This window comes from uncultured Lactobacillus sp. (genome assembly GCF_944327175.1).
Taxonomy (GTDB): Bacteria; Bacillota; Bacilli; order Lactobacillales; family Lactobacillaceae; genus Lactobacillus.
Genome location: NZ_CALVGT010000017.1, coordinates 36326 through 62674, shown reverse-complemented (window position 1 = coordinate 62674; position 26349 = coordinate 36326). Strand labels below are relative to the sequence as shown.

The 26349-nt window shown below is 51.7% G+C and carries 27 protein-coding genes and 1 tRNA gene; 23 read left to right on the top strand and 5 right to left on the bottom strand.

Annotation, left to right across the window (positions count from 1 at the left end; translation table 11 throughout):
- Position 1 precedes the first annotated feature (1 nt).
- Together Q0J41_RS02680 and whiA are read left to right on the top strand one after the other, a co-directional pair.
- Positions 2-1021, top strand: a complete 1020-nt coding sequence (locus tag Q0J41_RS02680) for a gluconeogenesis factor YvcK family protein (RefSeq protein ID WP_296225792.1) — start codon at positions 2-4, stop codon at positions 1019-1021.
- 7 nt (positions 1022-1028) lie between these two features.
- Complete coding sequence (gene whiA, locus Q0J41_RS02675; RefSeq protein ID WP_296225790.1) at positions 1029-1961, top strand: DNA-binding protein WhiA; 933 nt, start codon at positions 1029-1031, stop codon at positions 1959-1961.
- 67 nt (positions 1962-2028) lie between these two features.
- Here whiA and Q0J41_RS02670 read toward each other — a convergent pair whose 3' ends face one another.
- The gene (locus Q0J41_RS02670) at positions 2029-2613 is read right to left on the bottom strand and encodes an ATP-dependent Clp protease proteolytic subunit (RefSeq protein ID WP_296225788.1); all 585 of its coding nucleotides are present in this window, start codon (positions 2611-2613) and stop codon (positions 2029-2031) included.
- Between the two features lie 182 nt (positions 2614-2795).
- Here Q0J41_RS02670 and Q0J41_RS02665 point away from each other — a divergent pair, with 182 nt between their 5' ends.
- The 4 genes from Q0J41_RS02665 (at position 2796) to Q0J41_RS02650 (ending at position 7305) form a co-directional block, all read left to right on the top strand.
- Entirely contained in the window at positions 2796-4292 is a 1497-nt protein-coding gene (locus Q0J41_RS02665) for an SH3-like domain-containing protein (protein WP_296225786.1), read from the top strand.
- A 360-nt stretch (positions 4293-4652) separates the two neighbouring features.
- The gene (trpX, locus tag Q0J41_RS02660) at positions 4653-5633 is read left to right on the top strand and encodes a tryptophan ABC transporter substrate-binding protein (RefSeq protein ID WP_296225784.1); all 981 of its coding nucleotides are present in this window, start codon (positions 4653-4655) and stop codon (positions 5631-5633) included.
- A gap of 18 nt (positions 5634-5651) precedes the next feature.
- A complete protein-coding gene (locus Q0J41_RS02655; RefSeq protein WP_296225782.1) occupies positions 5652-6548 on the top strand; it encodes an ABC transporter permease in 897 nt (298 codons plus the stop codon).
- Positions 6541-7305: an ATP-binding cassette domain-containing protein gene (locus Q0J41_RS02650; protein WP_296225780.1), complete on the top strand. Its 765-nt coding sequence runs from the start codon at positions 6541-6543 to the stop codon at positions 7303-7305. Before Q0J41_RS02655 ends, Q0J41_RS02650 begins: the two co-directional genes overlap by 8 nt.
- A gap of 85 nt (positions 7306-7390) precedes the next feature.
- Here the strand turns inward: Q0J41_RS02650 and Q0J41_RS02645 are convergent.
- Positions 7391-7462, bottom strand: a tRNA-Arg gene (locus tag Q0J41_RS02645).
- A gap of 296 nt (positions 7463-7758) precedes the next feature.
- On the opposite strand from Q0J41_RS02645, the gene Q0J41_RS02640 reads away from it, so the two are divergent.
- From Q0J41_RS02640 to Q0J41_RS02620, 5 genes are all read left to right on the top strand, one after another.
- Positions 7759-8802 carry a sugar-binding domain-containing protein gene (locus tag Q0J41_RS02640; protein ID WP_296225778.1) on the top strand — a complete coding sequence of 348 codons (1044 nt, stop codon included), beginning with the start codon at positions 7759-7761 and terminating at the stop codon, positions 8800-8802.
- A 37-nt stretch (positions 8803-8839) separates the two neighbouring features.
- Entirely contained in the window at positions 8840-9856 is a 1017-nt protein-coding gene (gene gap, locus Q0J41_RS02635) for a type I glyceraldehyde-3-phosphate dehydrogenase (protein ID WP_201330120.1), read from the top strand.
- A 95-nt stretch (positions 9857-9951) separates the two neighbouring features.
- Positions 9952-11163 carry a phosphoglycerate kinase gene (locus Q0J41_RS02630; RefSeq protein ID WP_296225773.1) on the top strand — a complete coding sequence of 404 codons (1212 nt, stop codon included), beginning with the start codon at positions 9952-9954 and terminating at the stop codon, positions 11161-11163.
- Positions 11164-11181: 18 nt separating this feature from the next.
- On the top strand, positions 11182-11940 hold the full coding sequence (gene tpiA / locus Q0J41_RS02625) for a triose-phosphate isomerase (RefSeq protein WP_296225771.1): 759 nt from the start codon (positions 11182-11184) through the stop codon (positions 11938-11940).
- A 455-nt stretch (positions 11941-12395) separates the two neighbouring features.
- Positions 12396-12962 carry a GNAT family N-acetyltransferase gene (locus tag Q0J41_RS02620; RefSeq protein WP_296225770.1) on the top strand — a complete coding sequence of 189 codons (567 nt, stop codon included), beginning with the start codon at positions 12396-12398 and terminating at the stop codon, positions 12960-12962.
- Here the strand turns inward: Q0J41_RS02620 and Q0J41_RS02615 are convergent.
- Both Q0J41_RS02615 and Q0J41_RS02610 read right to left on the bottom strand, forming a co-directional pair.
- Entirely contained in the window at positions 12919-13488 is a 570-nt protein-coding gene (locus Q0J41_RS02615; RefSeq protein WP_296225768.1) for a hypothetical protein, read from the bottom strand. The two genes, Q0J41_RS02620 and Q0J41_RS02615, sit on opposite strands and share 44 nt — an antisense overlap.
- On the bottom strand, positions 13485-14369 hold the full coding sequence (locus Q0J41_RS02610; RefSeq protein WP_296225766.1) for a Cof-type HAD-IIB family hydrolase: 885 nt from the start codon (positions 14367-14369) through the stop codon (positions 13485-13487). Before Q0J41_RS02610 ends, Q0J41_RS02615 begins: the two co-directional genes overlap by 4 nt.
- A gap of 161 nt (positions 14370-14530) precedes the next feature.
- Here Q0J41_RS02610 and Q0J41_RS02605 point away from each other — a divergent pair, with 161 nt between their 5' ends.
- Genes Q0J41_RS02605 through tsaE form a run of 3 tightly spaced genes read left to right on the top strand, consistent with a single transcriptional unit; the run spans position 14531 to position 16722 of the window.
- Positions 14531-15214 carry a uracil-DNA glycosylase gene (locus Q0J41_RS02605; RefSeq protein ID WP_296225764.1) on the top strand — a complete coding sequence of 228 codons (684 nt, stop codon included), beginning with the start codon at positions 14531-14533 and terminating at the stop codon, positions 15212-15214.
- 19 nt (positions 15215-15233) lie between these two features.
- Entirely contained in the window at positions 15234-16223 is a 990-nt protein-coding gene (gene pta / locus Q0J41_RS02600) for a phosphate acetyltransferase (RefSeq protein WP_296225762.1), read from the top strand.
- 10 nt (positions 16224-16233) lie between these two features.
- Entirely contained in the window at positions 16234-16722 is a 489-nt protein-coding gene (gene tsaE, locus Q0J41_RS02595) for a tRNA (adenosine(37)-N6)-threonylcarbamoyltransferase complex ATPase subunit type 1 TsaE (RefSeq protein WP_296225760.1), read from the top strand.
- Positions 16723-16775: 53 nt separating this feature from the next.
- Here tsaE and Q0J41_RS02590 read toward each other — a convergent pair whose 3' ends face one another.
- Complete coding sequence (locus Q0J41_RS02590; protein ID WP_296226023.1) at positions 16776-17309, bottom strand: 3'-5' exonuclease; 534 nt, start codon at positions 17307-17309, stop codon at positions 16776-16778.
- 124 nt (positions 17310-17433) lie between these two features.
- Between Q0J41_RS02590 and murB the strand changes: the two genes are divergently transcribed.
- From murB to Q0J41_RS02545, 9 genes are all read left to right on the top strand, one after another.
- On the top strand, positions 17434-18327 hold the full coding sequence (gene murB, locus Q0J41_RS02585; RefSeq protein WP_296225757.1) for a UDP-N-acetylmuramate dehydrogenase: 894 nt from the start codon (positions 17434-17436) through the stop codon (positions 18325-18327).
- A 39-nt stretch (positions 18328-18366) separates the two neighbouring features.
- Positions 18367-19455, top strand: a complete 1089-nt coding sequence (locus Q0J41_RS02580; RefSeq protein WP_296225755.1) for an ABC transporter ATP-binding protein — start codon at positions 18367-18369, stop codon at positions 19453-19455.
- Positions 19456-19457: 2 nt separating this feature from the next.
- The gene (locus tag Q0J41_RS02575; RefSeq protein ID WP_296225754.1) at positions 19458-20270 is read left to right on the top strand and encodes an ABC transporter permease; all 813 of its coding nucleotides are present in this window, start codon (positions 19458-19460) and stop codon (positions 20268-20270) included.
- A complete protein-coding gene (locus tag Q0J41_RS02570; RefSeq protein WP_296225752.1) occupies positions 20267-21070 on the top strand; it encodes an ABC transporter permease in 804 nt (267 codons plus the stop codon). Before Q0J41_RS02575 ends, Q0J41_RS02570 begins: the two co-directional genes overlap by 4 nt.
- Entirely contained in the window at positions 21067-22149 is a 1083-nt protein-coding gene (locus Q0J41_RS02565) for an ABC transporter substrate-binding protein (RefSeq protein WP_296225750.1), read from the top strand. The genes Q0J41_RS02570 and Q0J41_RS02565 overlap by 4 nt, the downstream gene beginning before the upstream one ends.
- Positions 22150-22180: 31 nt before the next feature.
- Positions 22181-23020 carry a diadenylate cyclase CdaA gene (gene cdaA / locus Q0J41_RS02560; protein ID WP_296225748.1) on the top strand — a complete coding sequence of 280 codons (840 nt, stop codon included), beginning with the start codon at positions 22181-22183 and terminating at the stop codon, positions 23018-23020.
- Positions 23020-23970 carry a CdaR family protein gene (locus Q0J41_RS02555; RefSeq protein WP_296225746.1) on the top strand — a complete coding sequence of 317 codons (951 nt, stop codon included), beginning with the start codon at positions 23020-23022 and terminating at the stop codon, positions 23968-23970. Before cdaA ends, Q0J41_RS02555 begins: the two co-directional genes overlap by 1 nt.
- Before the next feature lie 23 nt (positions 23971-23993).
- On the top strand, positions 23994-25346 hold the full coding sequence (gene glmM, locus Q0J41_RS02550) for a phosphoglucosamine mutase (protein ID WP_296225744.1): 1353 nt from the start codon (positions 23994-23996) through the stop codon (positions 25344-25346).
- A gap of 149 nt (positions 25347-25495) precedes the next feature.
- A complete protein-coding gene (locus Q0J41_RS02545) occupies positions 25496-26308 on the top strand; it encodes a Cof-type HAD-IIB family hydrolase (protein ID WP_296225741.1) in 813 nt (270 codons plus the stop codon).
- Positions 26309-26349: the final 41 nt, after the last annotated feature.

The window sequence follows — 26349 nt, the reverse complement described above, 5'->3', positions numbered from 1 at the left end:
CATGTCTATTGGCAAAAACAAGATCATCCGCGTCATCAAGCGCCGCCGGCCCCGGGTGGTCGTCATCGGCGGGGGGACCGGCCTGCCGGTTATTTTGCAGGCCTTGAAAAAGCAGGACGCGGAGATTACAGCGATCGTGACCGTCTCTGACGATGGCGGTTCATCCGGGATCATCCGCAACTACATCAATGCCGTTCCCCCAGGCGACATCCGCAATGTCCTGGTATCTTTGAGCGACCTCTCACAGGGGAAAAAGCAGATCTTCCAGTACCGCTTTGATTCAAAGGACTCCTTTTTCTCCGGCCACGCCATCGGCAACTTGATCATCGCGGCCTTAAGCGAGATGCAAGGGAATATTTTTGACGCCGTCCAGACCCTGTCAGCCATGATGGAGGTCGATGGTCACATTTATCCTTCTGCTAACGAGCCTTTGACCTTGAACGCGGAATTCATGGACGGCAGCCAAAGCAGCGGGGAAGTAGAAATTACCAGCCAGCACAAGCAGATCAAGCGGGTTTGGGTGACGGCTGATGATGGTGAGCCGGCAGCTCCCAGTCCGGTGATTGAGGCCATTATGCGGGCTGACGCCATTGTCCTGGGGCCGGGGTCTCTGTTCACCTCAATTCTGCCTAACCTGATGATCCCTAATGTCGGGCAAGCGGTCCGGGAGACCAAGGCTGAAGTGGTTTACGTCTGCAACATCATGACCCAGGCCGGGGAAACGGTGGGCTTAAGCGATGCTGACCACGTCCGGGTCATCAACCAGCACCTGGGCGGCAACTATATCGACACGGCCCTGGTCAACGGGGCCCAAATCGACATGACCAAGTTCCATCCGGAAGACTATGATGAGTATTTAAAGCCGGTCGCCAACGATTTTGCCGGCTTGCGGGAACAGAACTGCCGGGTGATTACGGACGACTTTATCGACCAGAGAAGCGGCCTGGTCTTCCATGATGGCGACAAGGTGGCCAGGGAAATCATTGACCTGGCCCTGCAGGAAATGTTTAAGAGAAAGTAGGAAGTTAATGGCGAGTTATGCCAGTGAGGTAAAAAAAGAACTGACTTCAATCGAGGTCCATCCCGAGCATGCCAAGGCGGAACTGGCGGCCTTTTTGCGGATGAACGCGGTTTTGAGCCGGCATGACGGGCAGATGAGCCTGGATATCGTGACGGAAAACCCGGCCATTGCCCGGCGGATTTTTTCCCTAATCAAGACGGCATACGGCTTTGAGCCCCAGCTGATCGTGACCCGGAAGATGAAGCTGAAGAAGAACCACCAGTACCTGGTCAGAGTGGCCCAGATGGTCAGTGAGATCATGGCAGATTTAGAGATCTATTCCCCGGAAAAAGGCTTCATCACCGGGGTGCCGGACAAGATCAAGCATTCTGAGCAGCGGTCGATGTCCTACCTGCGGGGGGCCTTTTTGGCTAGCGGCAGCGTCAACAATCCGGAAACCAGCCGCTACCACCTGGAAATCTACTGCACCTATGGCAACCACTGCCGGGACTTGCAGGAAATCATGAACAAGTACTTCGACCTCAACGCCAAGGTAACGGCCCGCAGAAGCGGCAGCATCGTCTACTTGAAAGAAGCGGAAAAAATCGGTGACTTCCTTCACGTGGTCGGGGCGGTCAATGCCATGCTGGCCTTTGAGGACCTGCGGATCATGCGGGATATGCGCAATTCCGTCAACCGTCTGGTCAACTGCGACACGGCCAACCTCCGCAAGACGGCCAGCGCGGCTGCCAAGCAGGTGGAAGACATTGAATTGATTGACCAAAAGCAGGGCCTGGAGTCTTTGCCGGAGAAGCTGGCCAGCCTGGCCCGCTTCCGCCTGCAGCATCCGGAGCTCTCCCTCAAGGAACTGGCTGAGCAGGTTCCCGACGGGCCGATTTCCAAGTCCGGGATCAACCACCGCTTGAAGAAATTGCATGAGATCGCGGAAAATCTTCGCTAATAATCAGATAACAAAAAATCCAGACGGCTGTAGCAGTCGTCTGGATTTTCTTTTCCCTAAAAGCGGATTACTTGTTTTGGTTGACCATGATATCGTCGATCAAGCCGTAGTCCTTGGCTTCCTGGGCGTTCATGTAGTGGTCGCGTTCAGTGTCGCGCTTGATGGTTTCGATGTCCTGGCCGGAGTCCTTGGCCAAGATTTCGTTAATCATCTTTCTGGTCTTCAAGATTTCTTCAGCGGCAATCTGGATTTCCGTAGCTTGCCCTTGTGCCCCGCCCAAAGGCTGGTGGATCAGGACAGTAGCATGCGGCAGGGCAAAACGCTTGCCCTTTTCGCCTTCAGCCAAAATGATTGAGGCCATGGAAGCTGCCATACCGGTGGCAATAGTGGAGACTGGTGACTTGATGAAGTTCATGGTGTCCACGATAGCCATACCGGAAGTGATTACGCCGCCTGGTGAGTTGATGTACATGTAAATGTCTTTAGTATTGTCTTGCGCGTCAAGGAAAAGCAGCTGGGCGATGATGGAGTTGGCCATTTGGTCGTTAACTTCACCGCTCAACATGATGATCCGGTCCTTCAGCAAGCGGGAGTAAATGTCATAAGCGCGTTCGCCGCGGGCCGTTTGTTCAATAACTGTAGGTACTAACATAATTTTCCTCCTAGTGATTGGATTAGCACTCATTTGGATACAGTGCTAATTAAAACACTCCTGGCCCGGTCTGTCAAACTTGGCGCACTCTTTTCCGGAAAATAAACTGGTGCTATAATGTCCTTGTGCGAAAAGGCTTTTTTAGCCGGAAAATATAATTTATGTAGAAAGTGGAAAAAGAAATGAATAAGAAACTGCTTTGCTCGCTCCTGCTGGCGGCAGCCTTTATTGGCCAGGCCCAAACGGCCCAGGCGGCCACGGTCAGCAAAATGCCGGGGACCAAAAAGATGGGGATCTATGCCAAAGTAAGCAAGAAGGGCGCCAGCAAGAAAGTGACGACCACTAAGTACTTTAAGTACAGCAAGATCCAGTCAACGGCCAGCAAGAAGACCAAGAAGGGGACTTATGCCTATATCTATGCCAACGGCCGGCCTTTAGGCTGGGTTAGTGAAAAGTGGTTTGTCAGAAACAAGATTTCCGCGGCCAAGCAGATTTACCTGGTCAAAGATGACAATCGCTTCAACTACAAGGACGCCATCAGCTATGTGACAGACGCTCACGGGACCATGGTTGACCCGGCAAATGGCGCCGTTAAGGCCAGCCTGGCCGGTGACAAGCTGACTTTTACTTATGGCAAGGCCAAGACGACCGTTAAATTGGTGAAGACGGACAACCCGAACCGGGGTCTTAAGTCGGCCATCACTGCCAAGAAGGGGCCAAAAGAAGTGGCCAGCACGAGAAAGCACTCCGGCAGCTCTAAGAACTGGAATGCCGCCCACCGCTACGGCACAGAGACCAGCAGCAACCGCTGGACCAGCGGCGGCTTGACCCTGGCCACCCAGCTTTGGGAACCGCGCAACTTGAGCCTGGAGACCAATGACTGGCAGCAAGTCGGCCCCGTTATGGAAGGCTTGGCGATCAACAGCGGCTGGGCTTACAGCAGCTGGTACCGGTCAGCTGCCGCCAGCGATCAGCTCAAGGGCAATATCGTGGCCTTTAATATGAAGAAGCTGAACAAGTACCAGGCCCAGTACCTGTCACCGCGCAGCTACCTTTACAAGAAGCTGAGTTTTAGCAAGTTCAAGACCTACTCTCAAAATGTCAAGGTGAGCCCGTACCTGCGCTTAGGCCATGGCCAGTCACTGGGGGCAAGCGCAAAGTACATCTATGTCCTGGCCAACGAAAACAAGCTGCCGGGCAGGGCAAGCAACGGCTTTTACTCTGAAGAAATTCTCCAGCTGAAGAAGAGCGACTTGACCATTAACAAGGTCTGGACCATCCGGGTTGACGTCGGCACTTCCGGCCGCTACTTCCACAACGCCGCCTTTGCCGGCGACAATACCATGTACGGGGTCTTCCACAACGCCGCCTTTGGCCGCTATGAATTCTGGCGCCTTAACCTGGTCAACAACCGCTGGCAAGTCAGCCAGGTTAAGGCCACCCAGAGCCACTTTGTCAAGCAGCAGGCCGGCAATTCTCCAGTTCAAGGCTTTAGCGTAAGCAACGGCAACATGTACCTGGCCTTCAACAACTTGATCTTTAAGCTGAAGACTGAAGGGACTTACCAGAAGACCTGGAAGCATGTCTCCAACCGGGAAATCGAGGGCCTGGCCAGCGATGGCGGCCAGCTTTACGCCCAACTGGCCCAAAGAGGGGAAATTCTTTCCGGCCGCTGGTAAAAAGCTGAAAAATAGCCTTGACAGGGAAAAGGCTTTCCGGTAAGATTAGTTAAAAATAAATTAAATGTTAACCGAGAGGTAAAAAAGATGAACTTTCAAGCAATGGTAAAAGACAGCTGGCAATTCAAGTAGAGATTGTTTCGCGGGGCGATTCAATCTGTTTTGGCTTGAATTGCTGTCTGAATTGCTGAAAGTTGATCAGGGTCCGGATAGTAAATAAATCTATCCGGATTTTTCTTTTTGAGATAGTAAAGGAGGATCCAGGCGGATCCTCCTTTTTATTTTGCTTTCGGTTCGTTTGTTTTTATTTTTCCCTTTGTTTCAAAAAATAGTTTTTGCTTTAATTTGCGAGGTAACAGAATGAAAAAGGTGCTCGCGGCCTTTGCCGCAATCTATCTCTTTTTGGCAGCCGCCCTGTTTATCAATATCAAGCCGGCGGCCCAAAAGAGCAAGGAAGTCAGAGTGGGGGTCTTGACCCTGATGCGCCACCCGGCCCTGGACGAAATCTACCGGGGCTACAAGGCCGGCCTGGCCAAGTCGGGCTACAAGGTCAAGATCGACTACCAGAATGCCAACAATGACCAGAGCAATCTGAAGACCATGGCGGAAAAATTAGTCAACAGCCAAGACCAGGTCCTCTTCGGGATCACGACCCCGTCTTCCCAGGCCCTGGCCAACGCTACGAAAAAGAAGCCGATCGTCTTAGGGGCCGTGACTGACCCCAAGGGGGCAGGCCTGGTAAAGAACAACAAGCGTCCCGGCGGCAACATCACCGGGGTCAGTGACCGGGCGCCGATCAAGCAGCAGCTCAAGCTGATCCAGCGCTTTTTGCCCAAGCTGAAGACTCTGGGGATCATCTACACCTCAAGCGACAGCTCAGCCGTGTCTGGCTACAAGCAGATCGTCAGCTACTGCAAGCAGATGGGGATCAACTACAAGGCCTACTCAATTTCTAACAGCAATGACTTGAACCAAGTTTCCCAGCAGATGCTGACCCAGGTTGACGCGGTGATCGTGCCAACTGACAACACGATTGCCGGGGCCATGCAGACCTTGGTCAAAAATGCCAACGCTGCTAAAAAGCCGGTCTTCCCGGCTGCCGGCACCATGGTCAAAGACGGGGGCCTGGCCACCTACAGCGTAGACCAGTACCAGCTGGGCTTGATCGGGGCCAAGATGACCGTTCAGATCTTGCAAGGCAAAAAGCCCGGCGACATGGCCATCCGCTATGTTGAACACGGCACCCCGTATCTGAACCTCAAGGAGGCCAAGAAGCTGGGCATCAAGGTTCCGGCCAGCTTCTTAAAAGAAGCCAAGTCCAAGGGGACCATCTACAAGTAGTTTACAAGGAGGATTTTTATGAATTTGATCGTATCGGCAATCGGCCAGGGCTTCTTATGGGGGCTTCTGGGCCTGGGCCTCTTTCTCAGTTTCAGAATCATGAACACGACGGATATGACCGTGGAAGGAACCTTCCCTTTAGGCGCGGCCGTTTCCGTCAGCTTGATCGTGCAAGGGACCAACCCCTTTTTGGCCACTCTGGCCGCCTTTGGGGCCGGGGCTTTAGCCGGCCTGGTCACTGCCCTCTTGATCACCAAGGGCAGGATTCCGAGCCTGCTGGCCGGAATTTTAACCATGACCGGGATCTACTCCATCGACTTGATGGTTATGGGCAAGTCTAATGTCTCCCTTTTAGGCAAAAAGACCATCTATTCTCTGCCATTTTTGCAAAAATTGCCCCAGTACTTTGACAGCGTCGCTGCTGGCACTATTTTGATGGTCCTGGTCACTTGCGTCTTGATCTGGTTCTTGTCAACTGACTTTGGCCAGGCCTTTATCGCCACGGGTGACAACCCGCAGATGGCCAAGTCCCAGGGGATCAGCCCCCAGCAGATGACGGTGGCAGGCCTCATGATTTCCAACGGCCTGGTTGGTCTCTGCGGGGCGGCAGTCGCCCAAATCAACGGCTACGCTGACGTGAACATGGGGATGGGGACGATCGTTATCGCCCTGGCTTCCATTATTATCAGTGAGGTCGTCTTCAGAAACTTGGGCCTGGCCAGCCGGTTATTCGCGGTCAGCCTGGGCAGCATTATCTACCGCCTGCTCTTATTGGCAGTTCTCCAGGTAGGTCTGTCTTCAAACAACTTGAACTTGATTTCTTCACTGGTTCTGGCCGCCTGCATGATGCTGCCGCAAGTTGAAGAAAAACTCCGCCTCAAGCAGACTTTTATGAAAGGATTTAAGCATGACTAGTCAAAATTTACTGGAACTGACCGATTTGGAAGTGGTCGTGGGTCGCGGCACAAGCGAGGAAAACAAGATCCTGGGCAAGCTCAGCCTCAAGATCAAGCCAGGTGACTTCATCTGCCTTCTGGGCGGCAACGGGGCCGGCAAGAGCACCCTGCTCAACGTTTTGGCTGGGGCTATCCAGCCGACCAGCGGACAAATTCTCCACGCCGGCAAAGACATCAGCAAGGAAAGCGAGGTCAAGCGTAGCAGCTACATCGCCCGGGTCTTCCAGGATCCCAAGCTGGGGACGGCGCCCCGGATGACGGTGGCAGAGAATTTGCTTTTAGCCGCAAAAAGAGGGCAGAAGCGGGGGCTAAAGCTGCGTCGGCTGAAGGAAAACATTCCAGCCTTCAAAAAGGCCTTGGAAAAGGTCAACCCCGACTTAGCCGGCAAGCTGGACCTGCCGGTCGACCAACTCTCAGGCGGCCAGCGGCAGGCCCTGAGCTTCGTCATGGCTACCTATAATAAGCCGGAGCTCTTGCTTTTAGACGAACATACCGCGGCCCTGGACCCCAGATCCAGCCGCAAGCTGATGGAGGCAACCGATGAACAGATCCGGGCCAAGAAGATCACCGCGGTGATGATCACCCACCATATGGAAGACGCCTTAAAGTATGGCAATCGCCTTTTGGTTTTAGACCACGGTCAAATCAGTCACGACTATCAAGGCCAGGCCAAGCAGGACTTGACTCTGCAAGACTTGGCCGCTCTCTTTGACTGACATAGAAGGGTTAAAACAGACAGAAAAAGATAGGGTGAAAAGACAAAAAGAAAACCGCTGCTAAAAAGCAGCGGTTTTAATATGATGGACCCCCTGGGAGTCGAACCCAGATTTCAAGAACCGGAATCTTGCGTGCGATCCATTACACTAAGGGTCCCAATCACAATTATTAATTATAGCAGAGATTCAGAGAATGGGAAGGGGTTAAAACAAAAAAATTGTAAAAACTTGTAAAGTATCTGCGAAAAAGATCAAGAAAGTTATAAAATAGGCTTTTTGCCCGGGTAGGGTGAGAAAAAAACTTGCATACGGAGCTAATTCTGTTATACTAAGAGTGTCGAGAGAGAAATGGAGATTGAAGCGAAGTCTTGTTTCTCTTATATTTTTAAGCAATGTGGGACGGAAAACGACAACAGCGTGGTCAGGAAGCGTCCCACTAGAAGGATGGTTACTTTGAACACGGATTTATCCCTGCTCGAACTGCTTGTTCCCGATGCTTTAAAGATCTTTCGACAAAGATATCTCATCCTTGAACAGATCAGCCTGCATGCCCCGATCGGCCGCCGGACGGTGGCCAAGCAGCTGGGGCTGAGCGAGCGGAACATCCGGACCGAAACTGATTACTTGCGTGACCAGGGTCTGATCGAAATCAAGAATTTCGGGATGTTCCTAACTGAAAAAGGAGAGAGTGTTGTAAAAGATGCAGCACCAATTGTTGATCGACTTTTTAATGCCAGCCAAGCAGAAGTATGGTTGGCCCAGGCTTTAGGAATAGATCGGACAATTATCGTAGCTGGCGACGCGGACCTGCAGAGCCGGGTTTATGACCTGGCTGGCGAAGAGCTGAATTCAGCCTTGAATCTGCTCTTGCCCCTGGCAGACTGCATTGTCACCGTTATGGGCGGCAAGACGACCGCCAAAGTGGCCAAGAAGCTGAACCGCAGCTTGAGTGAGAACCGGACCTTGATCTTCGTCCCTGGCAGAGGGGCGCTGGGCGGCCGGGTCAACACGGAAAGCAACGCAGTCGTTCAGGAAATGGCCCGGGCGACTGGGGGCAGCTACGAATCCCTCTTTTTACCGGAACATGTTTCTAAGGACGCTTACCGTTCTTTGGTCCGGGATCCGGAAATCAGCGGGGTGCTGCAGGATATCTCCCAAAGCGATGTCGTGATTCACGGCATTGGCCTGGCCAGCGAGATGGCCAGGAGGCGGGGCTACGATTCAGTTGCCCTGGCCCGTCTGCGGGAGAACAAGGCCGTCACCGAATGTTTTGGATGTTTCTTCGATGAAGAAGGCCACGTTGTCGAACGCATCAGACAGGTTGGATTGCAGTTCGAGAACCTAACGAATGTCCCGCATATTCTGGCGATTGCCCTTGGCACGAGAAAGGCTAGGGCCATCAAGGCCTATATGCGCAACGCTCCTCATCAAACCTGGCTGATTACTGATGAGGCAGCCGCAAATCAGATTTTAAACGGGTCTTCCCGCTTAAAATAAAATGTTGTTTATAGTTCTTAAGGAGGACTTTTCGAATATGACAGTTAAGATTGGTATTAACGGTTTTGGCCGTATTGGTCGTTTGGCATTCCGTCGTATCATGGACTTGGGTGAAGAAACCAAGGACATCGAAGTTGTTGCTATCAACGACTTGACTACTCCAGCTATGTTGGCTCACCTGTTGAAGTATGACTCAACTCACGGCACTTTCGACCACGAAGTTTCAGCTACTGAAGACTCACTGGTTGTAGACGGCAAGAAGTACCGCGTATACGCTGAACCACAAGCTCAAAACATTCCTTGGGTTAAGAACGACGGCGTTGACTTCGTTCTTGAATGTACTGGTTTCTACACTAGCAAGGCTAAGTCACAAGCCCACCTTGACGCTGGTGCAAAGCGTGTCTTGATCTCAGCTCCAGCCGGCAACGACTTGAAGACTATCGTTTACTCAGTAAACCAAGACACTTTGACTGCTGACGACACTATCGTTTCAGCTGGTTCATGCACTACCAACTCACTTGCTCCAATGGCTAACGCTTTGAACAAGGAATTCGGTATCGAAGTTGGTACTATGACTACTATCCACGCTTACACTGCAACTCAAAAGGTTTTGGATGGTCCTGACAGAGGCAACAACTTCCGCAACGCCCGTGCCGCTGCTGAAAACATCATTCCTCACTCAACTGGTGCTGCTAAGGCCATCGGCCTGGTATTGCCAGAATTGAACGGCAAGCTTGATGGTCACGCACAACGTGTCCCAGTTAAGGACGGTTCAGAAACTGAACTTGTTACTATCTTGGACAAGAAGGTAACTGCTGAAGAAGTTAACGCAGCTATGAAGAAGTACGAAAGCCCATCATTTGCTTACAACGCAGACCAAATCGTTTCTACTGACGTATTGGGCATGACTGCTGGTTCAATCTTCGACCCAACTCAAACCCAAGTTATCACTGCAGGCGACAAGCAACTTGTTAAGACTGTTGCTTGGTACGACAACGAATACTCATTCACTTGCCAAATGGTTCGTACTTTGTTGCACTTTGCTACTCTTTAATTTAAAGTTCTCTAAATTGAATTAGTAGTGTGAAAGAAGGCGGAGGGAAATTTCTTCCTTCCGCCTTTTTTCGATGAATATAGGAGATTTTTTCAATGGCTAAATTGATTGTTTCTGACGTAGACGTTAAGGACAAGAAGGTTTTGGTTCGCGTTGACTTCAACGTGCCGATTAAGGACGGCGTTATCGGCGACGACAACCGTATCGTAGCTGCTTTGCCAACTATCAAGTACATCATCGAAAACGGCGGCAAGGCTATCTTGCTTTCCCACCTTGGCCGGATCAAGAGCGATGAAGACAAGAAGAGCTTGAGCCTGGCTCCAGTTGCCAAGCGTTTGAGCGAATTGCTTGAAAAGCCTGTAACTTTCGTACCTTCAAACGAAGGCAAGGAAGTTGAAGACGCCATCAACAACATGAAGGACGGCGACTTAGTTGTTTTGGAAAACACCCGTTTCCAAGACATCGACAACGACTTCGGCAAGCGAGAATCAAAGAACGACCCGAAGCTGGGCGAATACTGGGCATCATTGGGTGACGTTTTCGTAAACGACGCCTTCGGTACTGCTCACAGAAGCCACGCTTCAAACGTTGGTATCGCTACGGCCATGAAGGCTGCCGGCAAGCCTGCAGCTGCTGGTTTCCTGCTTGAAAAGGAAATCAAGTTCCTGGGCAACGCTGTTGCTAACCCAGTTCACCCATTTGTGACTATTCTTGGCGGTGCTAAGGTTTCTGATAAGATCGGCGTTATCACCAACTTGATTCCAAAGGCTGACCACATCATCATCGGTGGTGGCATGGCTTATACCTTCCTTAAGGCTCAAGGCCACAAGATCGGCAAGTCCCTGGTTGAAGACGACAAGGTTGAATTTGCCAAGGAATTGCTGGAAAAGGCTGGCGACAAGCTGGTTCTGCCAATCGACAACGTTGCTGCAACTGAATTCAACAACGATGCTGCTTCAGAAGTTGTTGGCCAAGACATCCCAGACAACGAAATGGGCTTGGACATCGGTCCTAAGACTGTTGAACTCTTCAAGAAGACTCTTGAAGGTGCCAAGACTGTTGTTTGGAACGGGCCAATGGGCGTCTTCGAAATGCCAAACTTCGCCAAGGGTACTTTGGAAGTTGGCCGTGCTTTGGCTGACTTGCCAGACGCTACTACTATCGTCGGCGGTGGTGACTCAACTGCTGCTGCCAAGCAATTGGGGATCGCTCCTAAGTTGACTCACATCTCAACTGGTGGTGGCGCATCTCTTGAATACCTTGAAGGTAAGGAATTGCCAGGTATCGCTTGCGTTTCAGATAAGTAGTTTAGGAGGATTTTTCAAATGTCACGTACCCCAATTATTGCTGGTAACTGGAAGCTGAACATGAACCCAAAGGAAACTGTTGAGTTCGTAAACGCTGTTAAGGACCAATTGCCAGACCCATCAAAGGTTGAATCAGTGATTTGTGCACCAGCAGTTGACTTGGACGCCTTGCTGAAGGCTGCCGAAGGCTCAAACCTGCACGTCGGTGCAGAAAACTGCTACTGGGAAAACTCCGGTGCCTTCACTGGTGAAACTTCTCCAGCAGTTTTGAAGGAAATGGGCGTGCAATACGTCATCATCGGCCACTCAGAACGCCGTGACTATTTCCACGAAACTGATGAAGAAATCAACAAGAAGGCCAAGGCTATCTTCGCCAACGGCTTGACTCCAATCCTTTGCTGCGGTGAATCACTGGAAACCCGTGAAGCCGGCAAGGAAAACGAATGGGTTGTCAGCCAAATCAAGGCTGGCTTGGAAGGCTTGACTAGTGAACAAGTTTCCAAGATGGTGATCGCTTACGAACCAATCTGGGCGATCGGCACTGGCAAGACTGCTTCAAGCGACCAAGCTGAAGAAATGTGCAAGACTATCCGGGAAACTGTTAAGGACTTGTACAACGAAGAAACTACTGAAAACGTCCGCATCCAATACGGCGGTTCAGTAAAGCCAGCCAACGTCAAGGAATTGATGGCTAAGCCAAACATCGACGGTGGCTTGGTTGGTGGTGCATCATTGGTACCAGACTCATACCTGGCTTTGGTAAACTACCAAGACTAATTTTTGACTGTCATATCAAAAAACGCTCCTTCGGGAGCGTTTTTCTTTTATCCGGTATTCTTTACTTCTCTATTGTCTTTTGCTTTTTAAAACTTTTTTCTAAAAAATCTCAGTCTATCGGTTGACAACGCTTACAAAGATGGTATTATATAAGTGTAAACAAAGGAAAAGAGTTAATATTCAAGGAGGATATTCCACCAGAAAGTTTAGCTTAAATTCGCAGAGCATAACTAAATTAGGCTCGGGAAAGGACTGAGACCACCATAAAATGCAGTCGACAATTGAAGATAGAAGAAGTTCCTAACGGTTAAGTACGTGAGTAGATTAACTGTTAGGAACTTTTTGTTTGCCAAGAAAAGGCGATAGATTGTCTTTTTTCTCTTGACTATAGTAACATGAATTGTAAGAAAACAATTTATATAGAAAAATAACAAGAAAAAGGAGAAAAAGATAATATGATTCGCAAGGCAAGAAAGAGCGACTTTGAAGCAGTTTACCCGATTTTAAAGCAGATTTTTGACGAGATGGATATGGATACCATCAACCGCCTGCCGGAGAGCCAGTTCTACGACTTGATGCGGCTGGGCTTCATCTCAGAAAACTACCGCTATTCCTACAACCGGATCTGGGTCGAGACCGACGAAAATGACCGGGTCCGGGGGATGATCTGTATGTATCCGGACAAGGCCCAGGGGATTATTGACGTGGTCCTCAGAAAAGAGATGGCCAAGGTTGGTCTGCCGATGACAACTGATATCTTCACCGATAAGGAAGCTCAAAAGGGGGAATGGTATATCGATGCCTTAGCCGTCTCCCCGCGGGACTGGGGGAAGGGAATTGCCAGCCGCTTAATGGAACTGGCCCCGAAACTGGCCAAGAAGCATGGCTACAAGAAGGTCAGCTTGAACGTGGATCTAGAAAACCCTCGCGCACAGCAGTTATACTTGCGCAAGGGTTTCAAAACGACTAATTCGATGACTATTGGTGACCGCGTTTACGACCACATGATAAAAGAAGTTTAAAGAAGCTGGCCGTGCTGGTTGCCCGTCGGTTGATATTTGGAAAAAGGTCCGGCAGATCAAGCGGGGTGACGTGCCACTGGGTAAAGAGGACCGCGATCAGCAAAATAAAGGGGGTATCTTCCTCCCGACTGATCTGGCAGGTCAAGCTAATCCCCTTGTCGGCAACGACAGTGTCAACGGAAGCAACCTTCTTAAAGCCGCCGCGGAAGGAGTAGCTGCCTTGCTTGACGCTGCCATTGACCCAGTAGTTGAGCCGGGTGATGTAGAACAGGTTGGTCTGGCGGCTGTTGACCTTCTTGACGTGGACCAGGGAGTGGTGAATCACATCCAGGGTATAAGAGGCAATCAAGCCCGTTCCGTCGCTAAACAGACGGCCAATTTCATTGCCGCTGGTGTCCAGCAGGTAAAGAGTGTGGTTTGGATTGTCCAGCCGGCCGCGGATAGAGCCAAAAGGCTTGCCTTCCTCATCGGTGATCGGAATCTGGCCCGTGCGGCCTTCCTGGGTCAGGTAGAGGGTGTAAATCATTGGCCCTGCTCTTTTTGGTTGTCAGCAATGATCTTGTTGATAGCCCAGGCTACCCCGTCTTCATTGTTGCTCTTGGTGACGAAGCTGGCAATCGTCTTGATCTGCGGAACGGCATTGCCCATGGCTACGCCGGTGCCAGCAGCCTGAATCATGCTTTCGTCGTTCAAGTTGTCGCCGATAGCTGCGATTTCTTCGCGCTGGATGCCCTTGGCCGCCGCGTAGTCCAGCAGGGACTGGCCCTTTTGCGCGCCAGCAGCGTTGATTTCAATGTTATCGGCTGCGCTGGAAGTGATCGAAAGCTTGTCAATCTCTTTGATTTTCTTGATGACGTTGGTGAAGGCGTACTGGCCCCGGGAGTCGAAGACTAAAATCTTCATTACTTCCGTGCCTGGCTCATCCATCAAGTCTTCGTAGCTTGGCACTTGCTGGATGCTGACGATGGCCGGCTTGCTGGCTGAAACCAAAACAGCCTCCTTGAAGGTCAGCATTGGGTTCAGTTCCACCATTAAGTGGGCCACGTTGGTAATCCGCTGGCTCAAGTCTTCTGAGTAGACGTGGTTGCTGGTAACCAGTTCGAAGTAAAAGCCTTCCTTCTTGAGCAGGCGGCAGATCTTCTTGGCCGTTTCCAGCTTCAAGGGATTCTTGACGATCAAGTTGCCGGCCGTGTCAAAGACCAGACCCCCGTTTAAGTTGATAAAGCCGCAGTCGATCCCGTATTCTTTAAGTATTGGCTGGGATTCATGGGGTGCCCGGCCGCTGGCCACCATGAATTCGATGCCGTTTTCTTGGGCGCGTTTAATGGCTTGAACATTGGTGTCAGAAATTTCCATAGAAGAGTTCAGCAGGGTCCCGTCCAAGTCACAGGCAATCAGTTTAATCATGTTATTTCCTCCTTGTTGTTATCGATTTCATAATAACATAAAGGAGAAAGTTTGATTACTGCAAAGCATTTCTTTATTTGAAAAAAGTTGTCGTGAATTATTTCACTAGTTTCTTTAAATCAAGGGGCAATCATGGTAAGATTGACTAAGGTGAATTATAGATGAAACATTTTATTGGAAATGATTGGGACCAGGTGCTTGCCCCGGTTTTTGAAAGTGATGAATATCACACGCTGCATGATTTTTTGAAAAAAGAATACCAGACTAGGCAGATCTACCCGGACATGTACCATATCTTTACGGCCTTCAAGCTGACCCCTTTTAAAGACACCAAGGTTGTCATCTTGGGCCAGGACCCCTACCACAATCCCAGCCAGGCTAACGGCATGAGTTTTTCTGTCATGCCGGGCACGCCCCTGCCGCCGTCTTTGCGCAATATCTATAAGGAGCTCTATGACGATGTCGGGGCTCAGCCGGTCAACCACGGCTATCTTAAGCGCTGGGCCGACCAGGGCGTCCTCTTGCTCAATGCCGTTTTAACCGTGCCCTACGGCCAGGCTAACGGCCACCAGGGCAAGGGCTGGGAAATGGTGACAGACGCCGCCATCAAGGCCTTGAGTGAGCGGGGGCAAGTGGTCTTTATCCTGTGGGGCCGTTTTGCCCAAAACAAGATTCCCTTGATCGACCAGGAAAAGAACGTCATTATCAAATCCGCCCACCCCAGTCCTTTTTCGGCTAACCGCGGCTTCTTCGGCTCCCGGCCATTTTCAAGATGCAACGTGGCCCTAAAGGAATTTGGCTTGACTCCGGTTGACTGGCAATTGCCGCCTGACCCGGAAGCATGATTTTTTGAGGAGATTATTGATGGAAGTTTTTGAACAATTAAAGCAATTGATTAAGCGAAAGGACAAGCAGCGGATCGTTTTCCCGGAAGGGGAGGACCCGCGGATTTTGACGGCGGTCAGCCGCTTAAAGCAAGATGACTTGGTGGAACCGATCGTCTTGGGGCAAAAGGACCAGGTCCTGGCCCTGGCTGAAAAAGAAGGACTGGACATGACTGGGATCGAAATCGTTGACTACCAAAACAGCTCGGACTTTGACCAGATGGTGGAAAAGTTCCACGACCGGATGGCCGGGGGCAAACACTTCCAGACCATGGAAGAAGCTGAAGCCGCCATGCACGATGCCAACTTCTACGGGACCATGCTGGTTTACACCGGCCAGGCCGACGGGATGGTGTCCGGGGCGGCTCACTCAACGGCCGACACGGTCCGGCCAGCCCTCTTCATTTTGAAGACCAAGCCGGGGATGCACCGGATTTCCGGTTCCTTCATCATGGAAAGAGGGGAAGAAAAGTATGTCTTTGCTGACTGCGCGATTTCCATCGACCCGACCAGCGACCAGCTGGTGGAATTCGCGGCCCAGTCAGCAGCTACGGCCAAGATGATCGGGATTGACCCAAAGGTGGCCTTCCTCAGCTTCTCAAGCCATGGCTCAGCCAAGGGCCCGCAGGTAGACAAGGTGGCAGAAGCGGCGAAAATGTTTAAGGAAAAGTATCCGGACATCCCTGCTGACGGTGATTTGCAATTTGACGCGGCCTTCGTGCCGGCAGTTGCTAAACTTAAGGCACCTGGTTCAGCCGTAGGCGGTAAGGCCAATGTTTTCATCTTCCCTGAACTGCAGTCAGGTAACATTGCTTACAAGATTACCCAGCGCCTGGGCAACTTTACGGCCATCGGACCGGTTTTGCAGGGGATTGCCAAGCCGGTCAACGACCTCTCCCGGGGCTGCAGCGCTGATGACGTCTACAAGATCGGAATTTTGACGGCTGCTCAAGCTGTTATGGAAGGATAAAAAGCAAGAGATGACAGAATTAGCAATTAATTCCGCTGCTGACATGCAGGCCTTTGGCGCGGCCCTGGCCCAAAGCGCCCAGCCCCATGACCTTTTGCTCTTAAAAGGGGACCTGGGAGCCGGCAAGACCACGATGACCCAGGGCTTCGGCCGGGCCCTGGGGATCAAGCGGCCAGTTAAGAGCCCGACTTTTACCCTGGTCCGGGAATACCGGGAAGGGAAGCTGCCTCTTTTTCACATGGACTTTTACCGGCTGGAAGGCGATGACCTGGCTTCAATCGACTTAAATGACTACCTGGCTGAAGAAGGGGTGGTCATCATCGAATGGCCCCAGGTGATCCAGGCTGACCTGCCCAGTGACTTCTTAGAGCTGGTTTTGACCCGGGTCGACGACTCCTGGGATTCAACCAAGCGTTTAGTTGCGCTTGTCCCGCACGGGCAAAGAGCGGCTGCTTGGGCAGAAGAAGCCTGCCGCCTTTACCAGGAAAAGCAGAAATAAAAGTAAGAACTAAAGAAAAAATGGACCAGCTGCCTGCTGATCCATTTTTTTGCCTAGACTTGGTAGACAAATTTTTTCAAAAGCTCACAGCCCTGCTTTTCCTCTTCTTTTAAGAGGATGCCGGCGCAGGCTTCGCTGTCGCTTAAGGCGTTATGGTGGTGCCAAAGCTCCACGCCCAAAAGGTCAGAAACAGTGTTGAGCTGGTAGTTTTCCAGGCCCGGCTCCAGTTCCCGGCTGACCTTGAGGCTGTCTAAAACCAGGTAGTGGGGCTCGGCAATCCCGTAGCGGGCCAGGGACTGCTTCATTACATTGCAGTCAAAGCGGGCATTGTGGGCCGCCACCAGCATCCCTGGCTGAAAAAGGGGCTGGATCTTGGGCCAGACCTCGGCCATAGTCGGAGCTCCCGCCACGTCTTCAGCCGTAATGTCGTGGACCTTGACCTGCCGGGCGTCAAAAGCCATCTGGGGATTGATAACCGTGTAGAAGCGGTCAATAATCATACTCTCCCGCACTAAAACCAGGGCCAAAGAGCAGGCGCTGGCTGGGTGCTGGTTGGCAGTTTCAAAGTCCATGGCGACGAAATTCATCATTTGTAAAAGCCTCCGTTTGCGCGTAAGTTAAATTAAGCCAAGCAAACTTGGTCCAAGCTAGTATAACATAGCGTGAATGCGGTAAAATATCAAAAGGAAGATTTAGAGGAGGCAATTTTAATTGAATCTGTATGACTTAAAAGCGCAAGGACTGGATTTGCAAGAAAACATTCCTTTGAGCCACTATACTTTTACCCAAACCGGGGGACCGGCAGAATACCTGGCTTTTCCCAAGAATTTGGCAGAATTAAAAGAACTCTTGGCCGCGGCCAGGGAAGAACAGCTGCCGGTTACGGTGATCGGCAACGCGTCCAACTTGATCATCCGTGACAGGGGGATCAAGGGCCTGGTGATCATTTTAACGGAAATGAAAGAGATCAAGGTTGAAACTGACAAGGTGTACGCCCAAGCCGGTGCCAGAATCATCGATACTTCTTTCGCCGCTGGGGAAGCCGGCCTGTCCGGCCTGGAATTTGCCGCGGGCATTCCCGGCTCAGTCGGTGGGGCGGTTTTCATGAATGCCGGGGCTTACGGCGGTGAAACCAAGGACTGCCTGGAAAGCGCCACGGTCGTCACCAGAGACGGTGAGGTCAAGACTTACACGAACGCGGACCTGCATTTTTCCTACCGGCACTCCCTTTTGCAGGAAAATGATGAGATCGTCATCGAGGCAACTTTTGCCTTAAAGGCCGGCGATAAGGCAACTATCTTGGACCAGATGAACTACTTGAACGCTCTTAGAAGCTACAAGCAGCCCCTGGAATACCCGTCCTGCGGTTCTGTCTTCAAGCGGCCGACCGGCCACTTTGTCGGCCCGATGATCATCAAGGCCGGCCTGCAGGGCAAGCAGATCGGCGGGGCCCAGGTGTCAACCAAGCATGCCGGCTTTATCGTCAACAAGGGCGAGGCCACGGCAACTGACTACCTCAATTTGATCCACTATATTCAAAAGACGATCAAGGAAAAAGACGGGATTGCTTTGCAGACAGAAGTCCGCATCATTGGCGAGGAATAATAGCTTAGGATAAGAGAAAAAGAAAAATGGGAACAGCAAATGGAAATTATTAAGTTAGATCACATCACCAAGCAGTATGATGATGGCTTTGTAGCCTTGAAGGACATCAACCTTGAGCTTGAGTCCGGCAAGTTCTACTCTTTGCTGGGGCCATCAGGCTCGGGCAAAACAACGATTTTGCGGATCATTGCCGGCTTTACGGAAGCGTCAGCTGGCAAGGTCTATTTTGACGGCCAGGACATCACCAATCTTGATGCCTCAAAACGGCATATCAATACGGTTTTTCAGAATTATGCCCTTTTTCCGCACTTGAATGTCTATGAAAATGTTGCTTTTGCCTTGAAACTGCGCCGGCGGCCGGAAAGCGAAATCCGGGAAAAGGTCAAGGATGCCCTCCACACTGTCCGCCTGGATGGCTATGCCAACCGGGAGATTTCTGAACTCTCCGGGGGTCAGCAGCAGCGGGTGGCGATCGCCCGGGCGATTATCAATGAACCTAAGGTGCTGCTTTTGGACGAATGCCTGTCAGCTTTGGACAAGCGCCTGCGAAAAGAGATGCAGTTTGAACTCCGGGCCATCCAGAAGAAGCTGGGCATCACTTTTATTTTTGTCACCCACGACCAGGAAGAAGCCCTGGCCATGAGTGACGAGATTTTCGTCTTAAACGACGGGGAGATCCAGCAGAGCGGGTCACCGGTAGACATTTACGACGAGCCGGTCAACGACTTTGTTGCCCGTTTTATCGGGGACTCCAACATTCTGTCTGGCCGGATGATCCGGGACTTTGCCGTGGAATTTGCTGGCAAGGACTTTGAATGTGCCGATGCCGGGATTACCCCGGGGGAAAAAGTCGAAGTCGTTTTGCGGCCAGAAGACTTGGATATCACGGAAGCAGCCGCTGGCAAGCTCTTGGTAACGGTGCAGAGCCAGCTTTTCCTGGGCGACCACTTTGAAATCAAGGCCATCGGCCAGGACGGCTTTGAATGGCTGATCCATTCCACCAACGGGGTCCAGACCGGCCAGAAAGTCGGCATCTTCTTTGACCCAGAAGACATCCACGTCATGCGGCTGGGCGAAACCGAAGAAGAGTTCGATGCCCGCCTGGAAGCTTATGAAGGTGAGGACTAGCCATGAAAAAGAACCGGCTTTTGTTTCTTTTGCCTTACCTGCTTTGGATCGGCCTCTTCGTCATCGCCCCCCTGGTCTTGATCCTGGGCTACTCACTGACTGATGCTCATAGTCATTTGACCCTGCAAAACTTTGCCGCCTTTTTCTCTGGCGGCACCTTTTTGCGGATGATGGCCAATTCATTTTGGTATGCCCTCTTGATCACCTTTTTCTGTCTGCTGGTCTCTTATCCGGCAGCTCTGGTCTTGACCCGGCTGAAAAACCAGCAGTTCTGGCTGATGCTGATCATTTTGCCGACCTGGATCAACCTCTTGCTCAAGGCTTACGCCTTTATCGGGATTTTTTCCCGAAGCGGGATGGTCAACCAGTTCCTGGGCCTCTTTAGCATTGGTCCGGTCGGGATCATGTTTACCGACTTCGCCTTTATTTTCGTGGCGACCTATATCGAAATTCCCTTCATGGTTATGCCCATCTACAACTCGCTGAAGGAAATTGACCCGGCTCTTTTAAGCGCCAGCTCAGACCTGGGGGCCAACTTCTGGCAGACCTTCCGCTACGTGATCTGGCCCTTGTCCTGGCCAGGGGTTGAATCGGGTATCCAGGCCATCTTTATCCCGTCTCTGTCCCTCTTCATGCTGACCCGCTTGATCGGTGGTAACCGGGTAATCACCCTGGGTACGGCGGTTGAAGAGTATTTCTTGACGACGATGAACTGGAATATGGGGGCAACCATCGGGGTTATCTTGATCGCCTTGATGTCGATTGTAATGCTGCTGACTTCGCGCAAGCAGCACAAGAAGGAAATTGAATTATGAAAAAGACCATTTGGGGCAGGGTATACTTTGGACTGGTGCTGCTGATCCTCTACCTGCCGATTTTCTACCTAATCTACTTTTCTTTCTCCAGCGGCTCCAGCATGGATCACTTCCGCCACTTTACCTGGGAGCACTACCAGACCTTGTTTAATGACAAGCGCCTTTTGGCCATCTTGCTAGAGACGATCATGCTGGCCCTTTTGTCCAGCCTGGCGGCAACTGTTTTGGGGACATTCGGGGCCATCGCCATCCAGCGCAGCAAGGAGGCTTCCCGCAAGGTCCTGCTCTCTTTAAACAATATCTTGATCGTGTCACCCGACGTTATTATCGGGGCCAGTTTCTTGATCCTTTTTACCGCCTTGGGTTTCAGCCTGGGCTTTGCCTCCGTCTTGCTCAGCCACATCGCCTTTTCAGTGCCGATCGTGGTCTTGATGGTCCTGCCTAAGCTGAAGGAAATGGACAACTCCCTGGTCGACGCGGCCCGGGACCTGGGGGCAAGCAGCTACCAGGTCTTCAGTCAGGTCCTTCTGCCGGCCCTTACGCCGGGGATCCTGTCAGGTTTCTTCATGGCCTTGACTTACTCTTTGGACGACTTCGCGGTTACCTTCTTTGTGACCGGGAACGGCTTTACCACCTTGTCCGTTGAAATCTATTCCCGGGCCCGGCAGGGGATCGACCTGGAAGTGAATGCCTTAAGTACGATTATCTTCTTCTTTGTCCTTCTTTTGGTTGGGGGCTACTATGTCTTGACCAAGCGGCAGGGCAAGAAGGCCAATAAGTTGGGAGGGCTGCTGCGATGAAAAAAATCCTCTCCGCGGCCCTGGCCATTCTGTTGGTCAGCTTCGGCCTTTACCTGGGCGCCCAGCAGCTGGACAGCTCCAGCGACGGCTCAGCCTCAAGCAAGAAAGACCTGATTATTTACAACTGGGGGGACTATATCGATCCAGACTTGATCACCAAGTTTGAAAAGCAGACCGGCTACCATGTCATCTATGAGACTTTTGACTCAAACGAAGCTATGTACACCAAGATCAAGCAGGGCGGGACGGCCTATGACCTGGCCGTATCGTCAGACTACATGATTACCAAGCTGCACCGGGACAATCTTTTGGATAAGATTGATACCAGCCGCTTGAGCAATTTTAAGTACATCGGCAAGGAATTTTTGCACAAGTCCTTTGATGAGAAAAACGAGTACTCAGTGCCTTACTTTTGGGGAACTCTGGGCATCGTCTACAACGACCGCTATGTCAAAAAGGGCGAGATCAAGACCTGGAATGATCTCTGGAAGAAAAAGTACCAGGGGCAGATCCTGCTGGTTGACTCAGCCCGCGATATTATGGGCATGTCCCTGGTTTCCATGGGCTACTCCATGAATGACACCGATTCTGCCCACCTCAAGGCCGCCAAGGCCAAGCTGGACAAGATTGGCAAGAACGTCAAGGCAATCGTGGCTGACGAGCTGAAGATGTACATGGTGCAAAATGAGGCCTGGATCGGGGTTACCTATTCCGGGGAAGCTGCGACGATGATGGACCAGGACTCCCATATCCACTATGTGGTGCCGGCTCAAGGGTCCAACTTGTGGTTTGACAATATCGTTATTCCGAAGACTTGCAAGAACAAGGAAGCCGCTTATCAGTTCATCAACTTCATGCTAGAACCCAAGAACGCGGCTCAAAACGCCGAATACATCGGCTACTCAACCCCGAACACCGCGGCTCAAAAGCTCCTGCCCAAGTCCGTTAGGGAAGACCAGCAGTTTTACCCGCCAATGTCGACGGTCAAGAATTTGGAAGTTTATCGGGATCTGCCAAGCAGCAAGGTGCAGGAATACAATGACCTCTTCCTGGAGTTCAAGATGTATGCCCGCAACTAGCTGACAGAAGATTTTAGAAAGGGAAAATTTCATGCAGTTTGATTTTGCAAGTCTATGGACCTGGCATACCTTGTCGGTGGTCCTGGACGTCTTGATCACCTGGTACTTCATCTACCACTTGACCCTTTTGATCAAGGGGACCAAGGCTGTCCAGCTGGCCAACGGGATCATTTTGATCATGGTGGCCCGGGTCTTGGCCGGCTGGGCCCAGCTGACGACCGTTACTTTTATTCTGGACCAGATTGTTTCCTGGTCAGTCATTGGGATTATCGTCATCTTCCAGCCCGAAATCCGCCGGGGCCTGGAGCGCCTGGGCCGGGTCTCCCTGTTTTCTGATTTGGAAAACAGCGAGCACGAGCAGCAGGAGAGGCTGGTCAAGGAGCTGGACAAGGCGATCCAATATATGTCTAAGCGTCGGATCGGGGCCTTGATTACTTTGGAACAAAAGACCGGCCTGGAAGAATACGTGGAAACGGGGATCAAGCTCGATGCCCTGGTTACTGGGGAATTATTGATCAACATCTTCATCCCCAACACTCCTTTGCACGACGGGGCGGTCATTATCAAGAACAACCGGGTCCAGGTAGCCTCAGCCTACCTGCCCCTGTCTGACAATGCCATGATTCCCAAGAGCCTGGGGACCAGACACCGGGCAGCCGTCGGAATCTCTGAAGTAACCGATGCCATCACCGTGGTCGTTTCTGAAGAAACGGGCGGGGTGACCATCACCAGAAACGGCCAGTTCATGGTCGACCTCAGCCAGCAGGAATACCTCAAGTACCTGCGGGCCGAACTGGTCACTGAAGAAAAGAGGAAGCAGCCATGGCCGATCCGCCTGGCCCGGGGCATTTGGAACTGGGGGGATAAATAATGCACAAACTGATTGAGCAAAAATGGTTTTACAAGCTTTTTTCCCTGCTTTTGGCCATCGTCTTGGTTGCCTTCGTTGACAACACTCAGGTCAACACCAGCAACCAGACCAAGGTCCAGGAAACGGCCAGCACTGAGCAGAGCCTGAAGATAGCCCTGCAGGTGTCGGTGGATGCTGACAAGTACTATGTCACCGGCTATCCTTCCAAGATCAAGGTGACCTTGGAAGGACCGAATGCCCTGGTTACTTCCGCCGTCAACACCCTGAACTTCCGGGTCTACATTGACCTAAACAAGCTGGGCGTCGGCAGCCACCAGGTCCCGGTCAAGGTCAGCGGCCTGCCCAGACAGGTTTCCTACAAATTGTCGCAAAAAAGCGTGAAAGTCAACATCCAAAAGCGAAAGTCCCGCACCTTGCCGGTCCAAATAGGTTATAATAAAAATGCTGTTGCTCAAGGCTATGACATCGGTACGCCGACAGTCAGCCCGGAGATGGTTGAAGTCACCGGGGCCCAGAGCGAAGTAAAAGCGATCGACTACGTGCAGGCCCAGCTGGTCGTGCCGAACGGCAGCACCGAAACGGTGCGGCGGAACGTGCTTCTGGCTGCTTATGACGCCAAGGGTCACCAGCTCAACGTGGTGATCAGTCCGGCAACGGCCCGGGTAACCCTGCCTTTGTCGGTTTCCAAGAAGACGGTCAAGCTGAAGCTAAATGCTAGTCATGGCTCAAGCAAGAAAGTTTACTCCTTGACGGCCAAAGAGGAAAAAGTTACCCTCTATGGGCAAAAAGAAGCCCTGAAAAAGATCAGTTCCCTGACTTTGGACGTTGATCTGACTAATATCAAGTCTTCGGTCACCAAATCATTCCGCCTGCCAGTTCCAAGCGGAGTTGCCTGGATTTCACCAGGCAGCGTGGACGTCCAGATCGAAGTCAGTGATTCGAACAACTAGAAATAAAGAAAGGTTCTTTCAACATGCTTAAATATTTTGGTACTGACGGTGTTCGCGGTGAAGCCAACAAGGTTTTGACCCCGGAAATGGCCTTTAAACTGGGCCGGATGGGCGGCTACGTGCTGACCAAGGAAAAGGAAGACGGCGGCCAGGCCCGGGTTCTGGTTTCAAGAGATACCCGGATTTCTGGTGAAATGCTGGAATACGCCTTGATTTCCGGTTTGCTGTCAGTCGGCATCGAAGTTCTGGAATGCGGGGTCATGACTACGCCTGGCCTGTCCTACCTGGTCCGGGCCCAAGGGGCCGACGCCGGCGTGCAGATTTCCGCTTCCCACAACCCGGTTGAAGACAACGGGATCAAGTTCTTCGGCAGCGATGGCTTGAAGCTGTCTGATGCCAAGGAAGAAGAAATCGAAGAACTGATCGACGCCAAGCAGGACATGCTGCCGCGGCCATCAGCAGAGGGGTTGGGCACGGTAACCGACTTCCGTGATGGCAGCAACAAGTACATCCAGTTCTTGGAAAACACCATTCCAGAAGACTTGAGCGGGATCAAGGTCGTAATTGACGGGGCCAACGGGGCAGCCAGTGCCTTCATCTCCCGTTTGTTTGCTGACCTGGACGTAGACTTTACCACTATTTCAACCCACCCGAACGGGCTGAACATCAATGACCACTGCGGGGCCACCCACACGGCGCGCCTGCAAGAAGAAGTCGTCAAGCAGGGTGCCCAATTGGGCCTGGCCTTTGACGGGGATGCTGACCGCTGCATCGCGGTTGACGAAAACGGCAACGAAGTCGATGGTGACCACATCATGTACGTGATTGGCTCCTACCTGGCTGACTACGGCCGCTTAAAGAAGGATACGATCGTGACGACTGTCATGAGCAACCTGGGCTTCACCAAGGCTTTGGAGCGCCGGGGCATCAAGAATATCCGCACCCAAGTCGGTGACCGCTACGTTTCTGAAGAAATGCGGGCCAACGGCTACAGCCTTGGTGGGGAACAATCCGGCCACGTGATCATCAGCGATTACCACAACACTGGTGACGGGATGCTGACTGGGATTCACTTGATGCTGGTGATGAAGAAGACTGGCAAGTCCTTGACTGAACTTTTGGCCGACTTCAAGGAATACCCGCAAGTTTTGGTCAACGTTCCAGTTAAGGACAAGAACAGCTGGAAGAATCACCAGGCAGTTGTCGACGCTATCGAATCAGTTGAAAAAGACATGGCTGGTGACGGCCGGGTCCTGGTCCGTCCTTCAGGTACCCAGGAGCTGCTCCGGGTTATGGCTGAAGGCCCAACCCAGGAAATCACCAAGGAATACGTTGACCGGATCGTCAAGGTAGTTACGGCAGAAATGGGCGAATAAAAAAGCAAGTTAAATGGCTGTAAAGCCGGTGAAAAAGGAAAGTTCAAAATGAGCTTTCCTTTTCTTTTGGATGGATTTTTTCTTTTTTTACGGGAAAAATTCTGCAATAATAAATTAAGAACAGGCTTTGGACTAGATAGGAGGAAAATATGGCGATTAAAATGCTGGCCATCGACTTGGATGGCACCCTGCTGACTGACAGCAAGACGATTTTGCCAGGGACTTACAAGGCCCTGCAGGAAGCAAAAGCAGCCGGGATCAAGATTGTGCTGACTTCCGGCCGGCCCCTGTCGGGCATTAAGGGTTACGCGGAAGAATTAGGCTTAAGCGGCAGTGAAGAGTACGCGATCCTCTTCAACGGGGCCGTGGTGCAGAACTTAGACGGCCGGGTCTTGATCAGCCATGAACTGGACTTTGGCGACTTCAACACCCTGCTACACATGCAGCGGCTCAGTGACGTCAACCTGGACTTTGAAACCCCAGACCGCTTCTACACTTTGGATAAGAAGATTTCCATCCGCCTGCAGATCGACGGGGCGGAAACCAAGAACCAGCTCTGGATTCAAGACAGAAGCGACTTCAAGAAGGACTTTACCTTTGCCAAGGCAGTCTATCAGTGCGATGACCCGGACCAGGTTGACCGTTTATGGAACCGGCTGCCAGACTGGTTTTTCCAAAGCTACGCGGTTGTCCGCAGCTGGCCGGAAGTCATTGAAGTCGGGTCGCTGGCCGCTTCAAAGGGCTACGCCGTCAGCGAACTGGCCTCAAGACTGGGCCTGTCGAACAGTGAAGTCATGATCTTCGGTGACCAGGGCAACGACCGGTCCATGTTTGAAATCCCTGACTTCAAGCGAGTGGCCATGGGCAATGCCATCGACGAGATCAAGGACCTGGCTGACTACGTCACCGACACCAACGAGCGCGACGGGATCGCCAAGGCACTGCGGAAATTAGTTTTATAAGAGAAGAGGACAGATCTGCGGATCTGCCCTTTTTCTTTTTC

Bases quoted from the DNA above. Each gene is read 5' to 3' on its own strand.
- Q0J41_RS02680 (WP_296225792.1), top strand. From the start codon at position 2: ATGTCTATTGGCAAAAACAAGATCATCCGCGTCATCAAGCGCCGCCGG.
- whiA (WP_296225790.1), top strand. From the start codon at position 1,029: ATGGCGAGTTATGCCAGTGAGGTAAAAAAAGAACTGACTTCAATCGAG.
- Q0J41_RS02670 (WP_296225788.1), bottom strand. From the start codon at position 2,613: ATGTTAGTACCTACAGTTATTGAACAAACGGCCCGCGGCGAACGCGCT.
- Q0J41_RS02665 (WP_296225786.1), top strand. From the start codon at position 2,796: ATGAATAAGAAACTGCTTTGCTCGCTCCTGCTGGCGGCAGCCTTTATT.
- trpX (WP_296225784.1), top strand. From the start codon at position 4,653: ATGAAAAAGGTGCTCGCGGCCTTTGCCGCAATCTATCTCTTTTTGGCA.
- Q0J41_RS02655 (WP_296225782.1), top strand. From the start codon at position 5,652: ATGAATTTGATCGTATCGGCAATCGGCCAGGGCTTCTTATGGGGGCTT.
- Q0J41_RS02650 (WP_296225780.1), top strand. From the start codon at position 6,541: ATGACTAGTCAAAATTTACTGGAACTGACCGATTTGGAAGTGGTCGTG.
- gap (WP_201330120.1), top strand. From the start codon at position 8,840: ATGACAGTTAAGATTGGTATTAACGGTTTTGGCCGTATTGGTCGTTTG.
- Q0J41_RS02630 (WP_296225773.1), top strand. From the start codon at position 9,952: ATGGCTAAATTGATTGTTTCTGACGTAGACGTTAAGGACAAGAAGGTT.
- tpiA (WP_296225771.1), top strand. From the start codon at position 11,182: ATGTCACGTACCCCAATTATTGCTGGTAACTGGAAGCTGAACATGAAC.
- Q0J41_RS02620 (WP_296225770.1), top strand. From the start codon at position 12,396: ATGATTCGCAAGGCAAGAAAGAGCGACTTTGAAGCAGTTTACCCGATT.
- Q0J41_RS02615 (WP_296225768.1), bottom strand. From the start codon at position 13,488: ATGATTTACACCCTCTACCTGACCCAGGAAGGCCGCACGGGCCAGATT.
- Q0J41_RS02610 (WP_296225766.1), bottom strand. From the start codon at position 14,369: ATGATTAAACTGATTGCCTGTGACTTGGACGGGACCCTGCTGAACTCT.
- Q0J41_RS02605 (WP_296225764.1), top strand. From the start codon at position 14,531: ATGAAACATTTTATTGGAAATGATTGGGACCAGGTGCTTGCCCCGGTT.
- pta (WP_296225762.1), top strand. From the start codon at position 15,234: ATGGAAGTTTTTGAACAATTAAAGCAATTGATTAAGCGAAAGGACAAG.
- tsaE (WP_296225760.1), top strand. From the start codon at position 16,234: ATGACAGAATTAGCAATTAATTCCGCTGCTGACATGCAGGCCTTTGGC.
- Q0J41_RS02590 (WP_296226023.1), bottom strand. From the start codon at position 17,309: ATGAATTTCGTCGCCATGGACTTTGAAACTGCCAACCAGCACCCAGCC.
- Q0J41_RS02580 (WP_296225755.1), top strand. From the start codon at position 18,367: ATGGAAATTATTAAGTTAGATCACATCACCAAGCAGTATGATGATGGC.
- Q0J41_RS02575 (WP_296225754.1), top strand. From the start codon at position 19,458: ATGAAAAAGAACCGGCTTTTGTTTCTTTTGCCTTACCTGCTTTGGATC.
- Q0J41_RS02570 (WP_296225752.1), top strand. From the start codon at position 20,267: ATGAAAAAGACCATTTGGGGCAGGGTATACTTTGGACTGGTGCTGCTG.
- Q0J41_RS02565 (WP_296225750.1), top strand. From the start codon at position 21,067: ATGAAAAAAATCCTCTCCGCGGCCCTGGCCATTCTGTTGGTCAGCTTC.
- cdaA (WP_296225748.1), top strand. From the start codon at position 22,181: ATGCAGTTTGATTTTGCAAGTCTATGGACCTGGCATACCTTGTCGGTG.
- Q0J41_RS02555 (WP_296225746.1), top strand. From the start codon at position 23,020: ATGCACAAACTGATTGAGCAAAAATGGTTTTACAAGCTTTTTTCCCTG.
- glmM (WP_296225744.1), top strand. From the start codon at position 23,994: ATGCTTAAATATTTTGGTACTGACGGTGTTCGCGGTGAAGCCAACAAG.
- Q0J41_RS02545 (WP_296225741.1), top strand. From the start codon at position 25,496: ATGGCGATTAAAATGCTGGCCATCGACTTGGATGGCACCCTGCTGACT.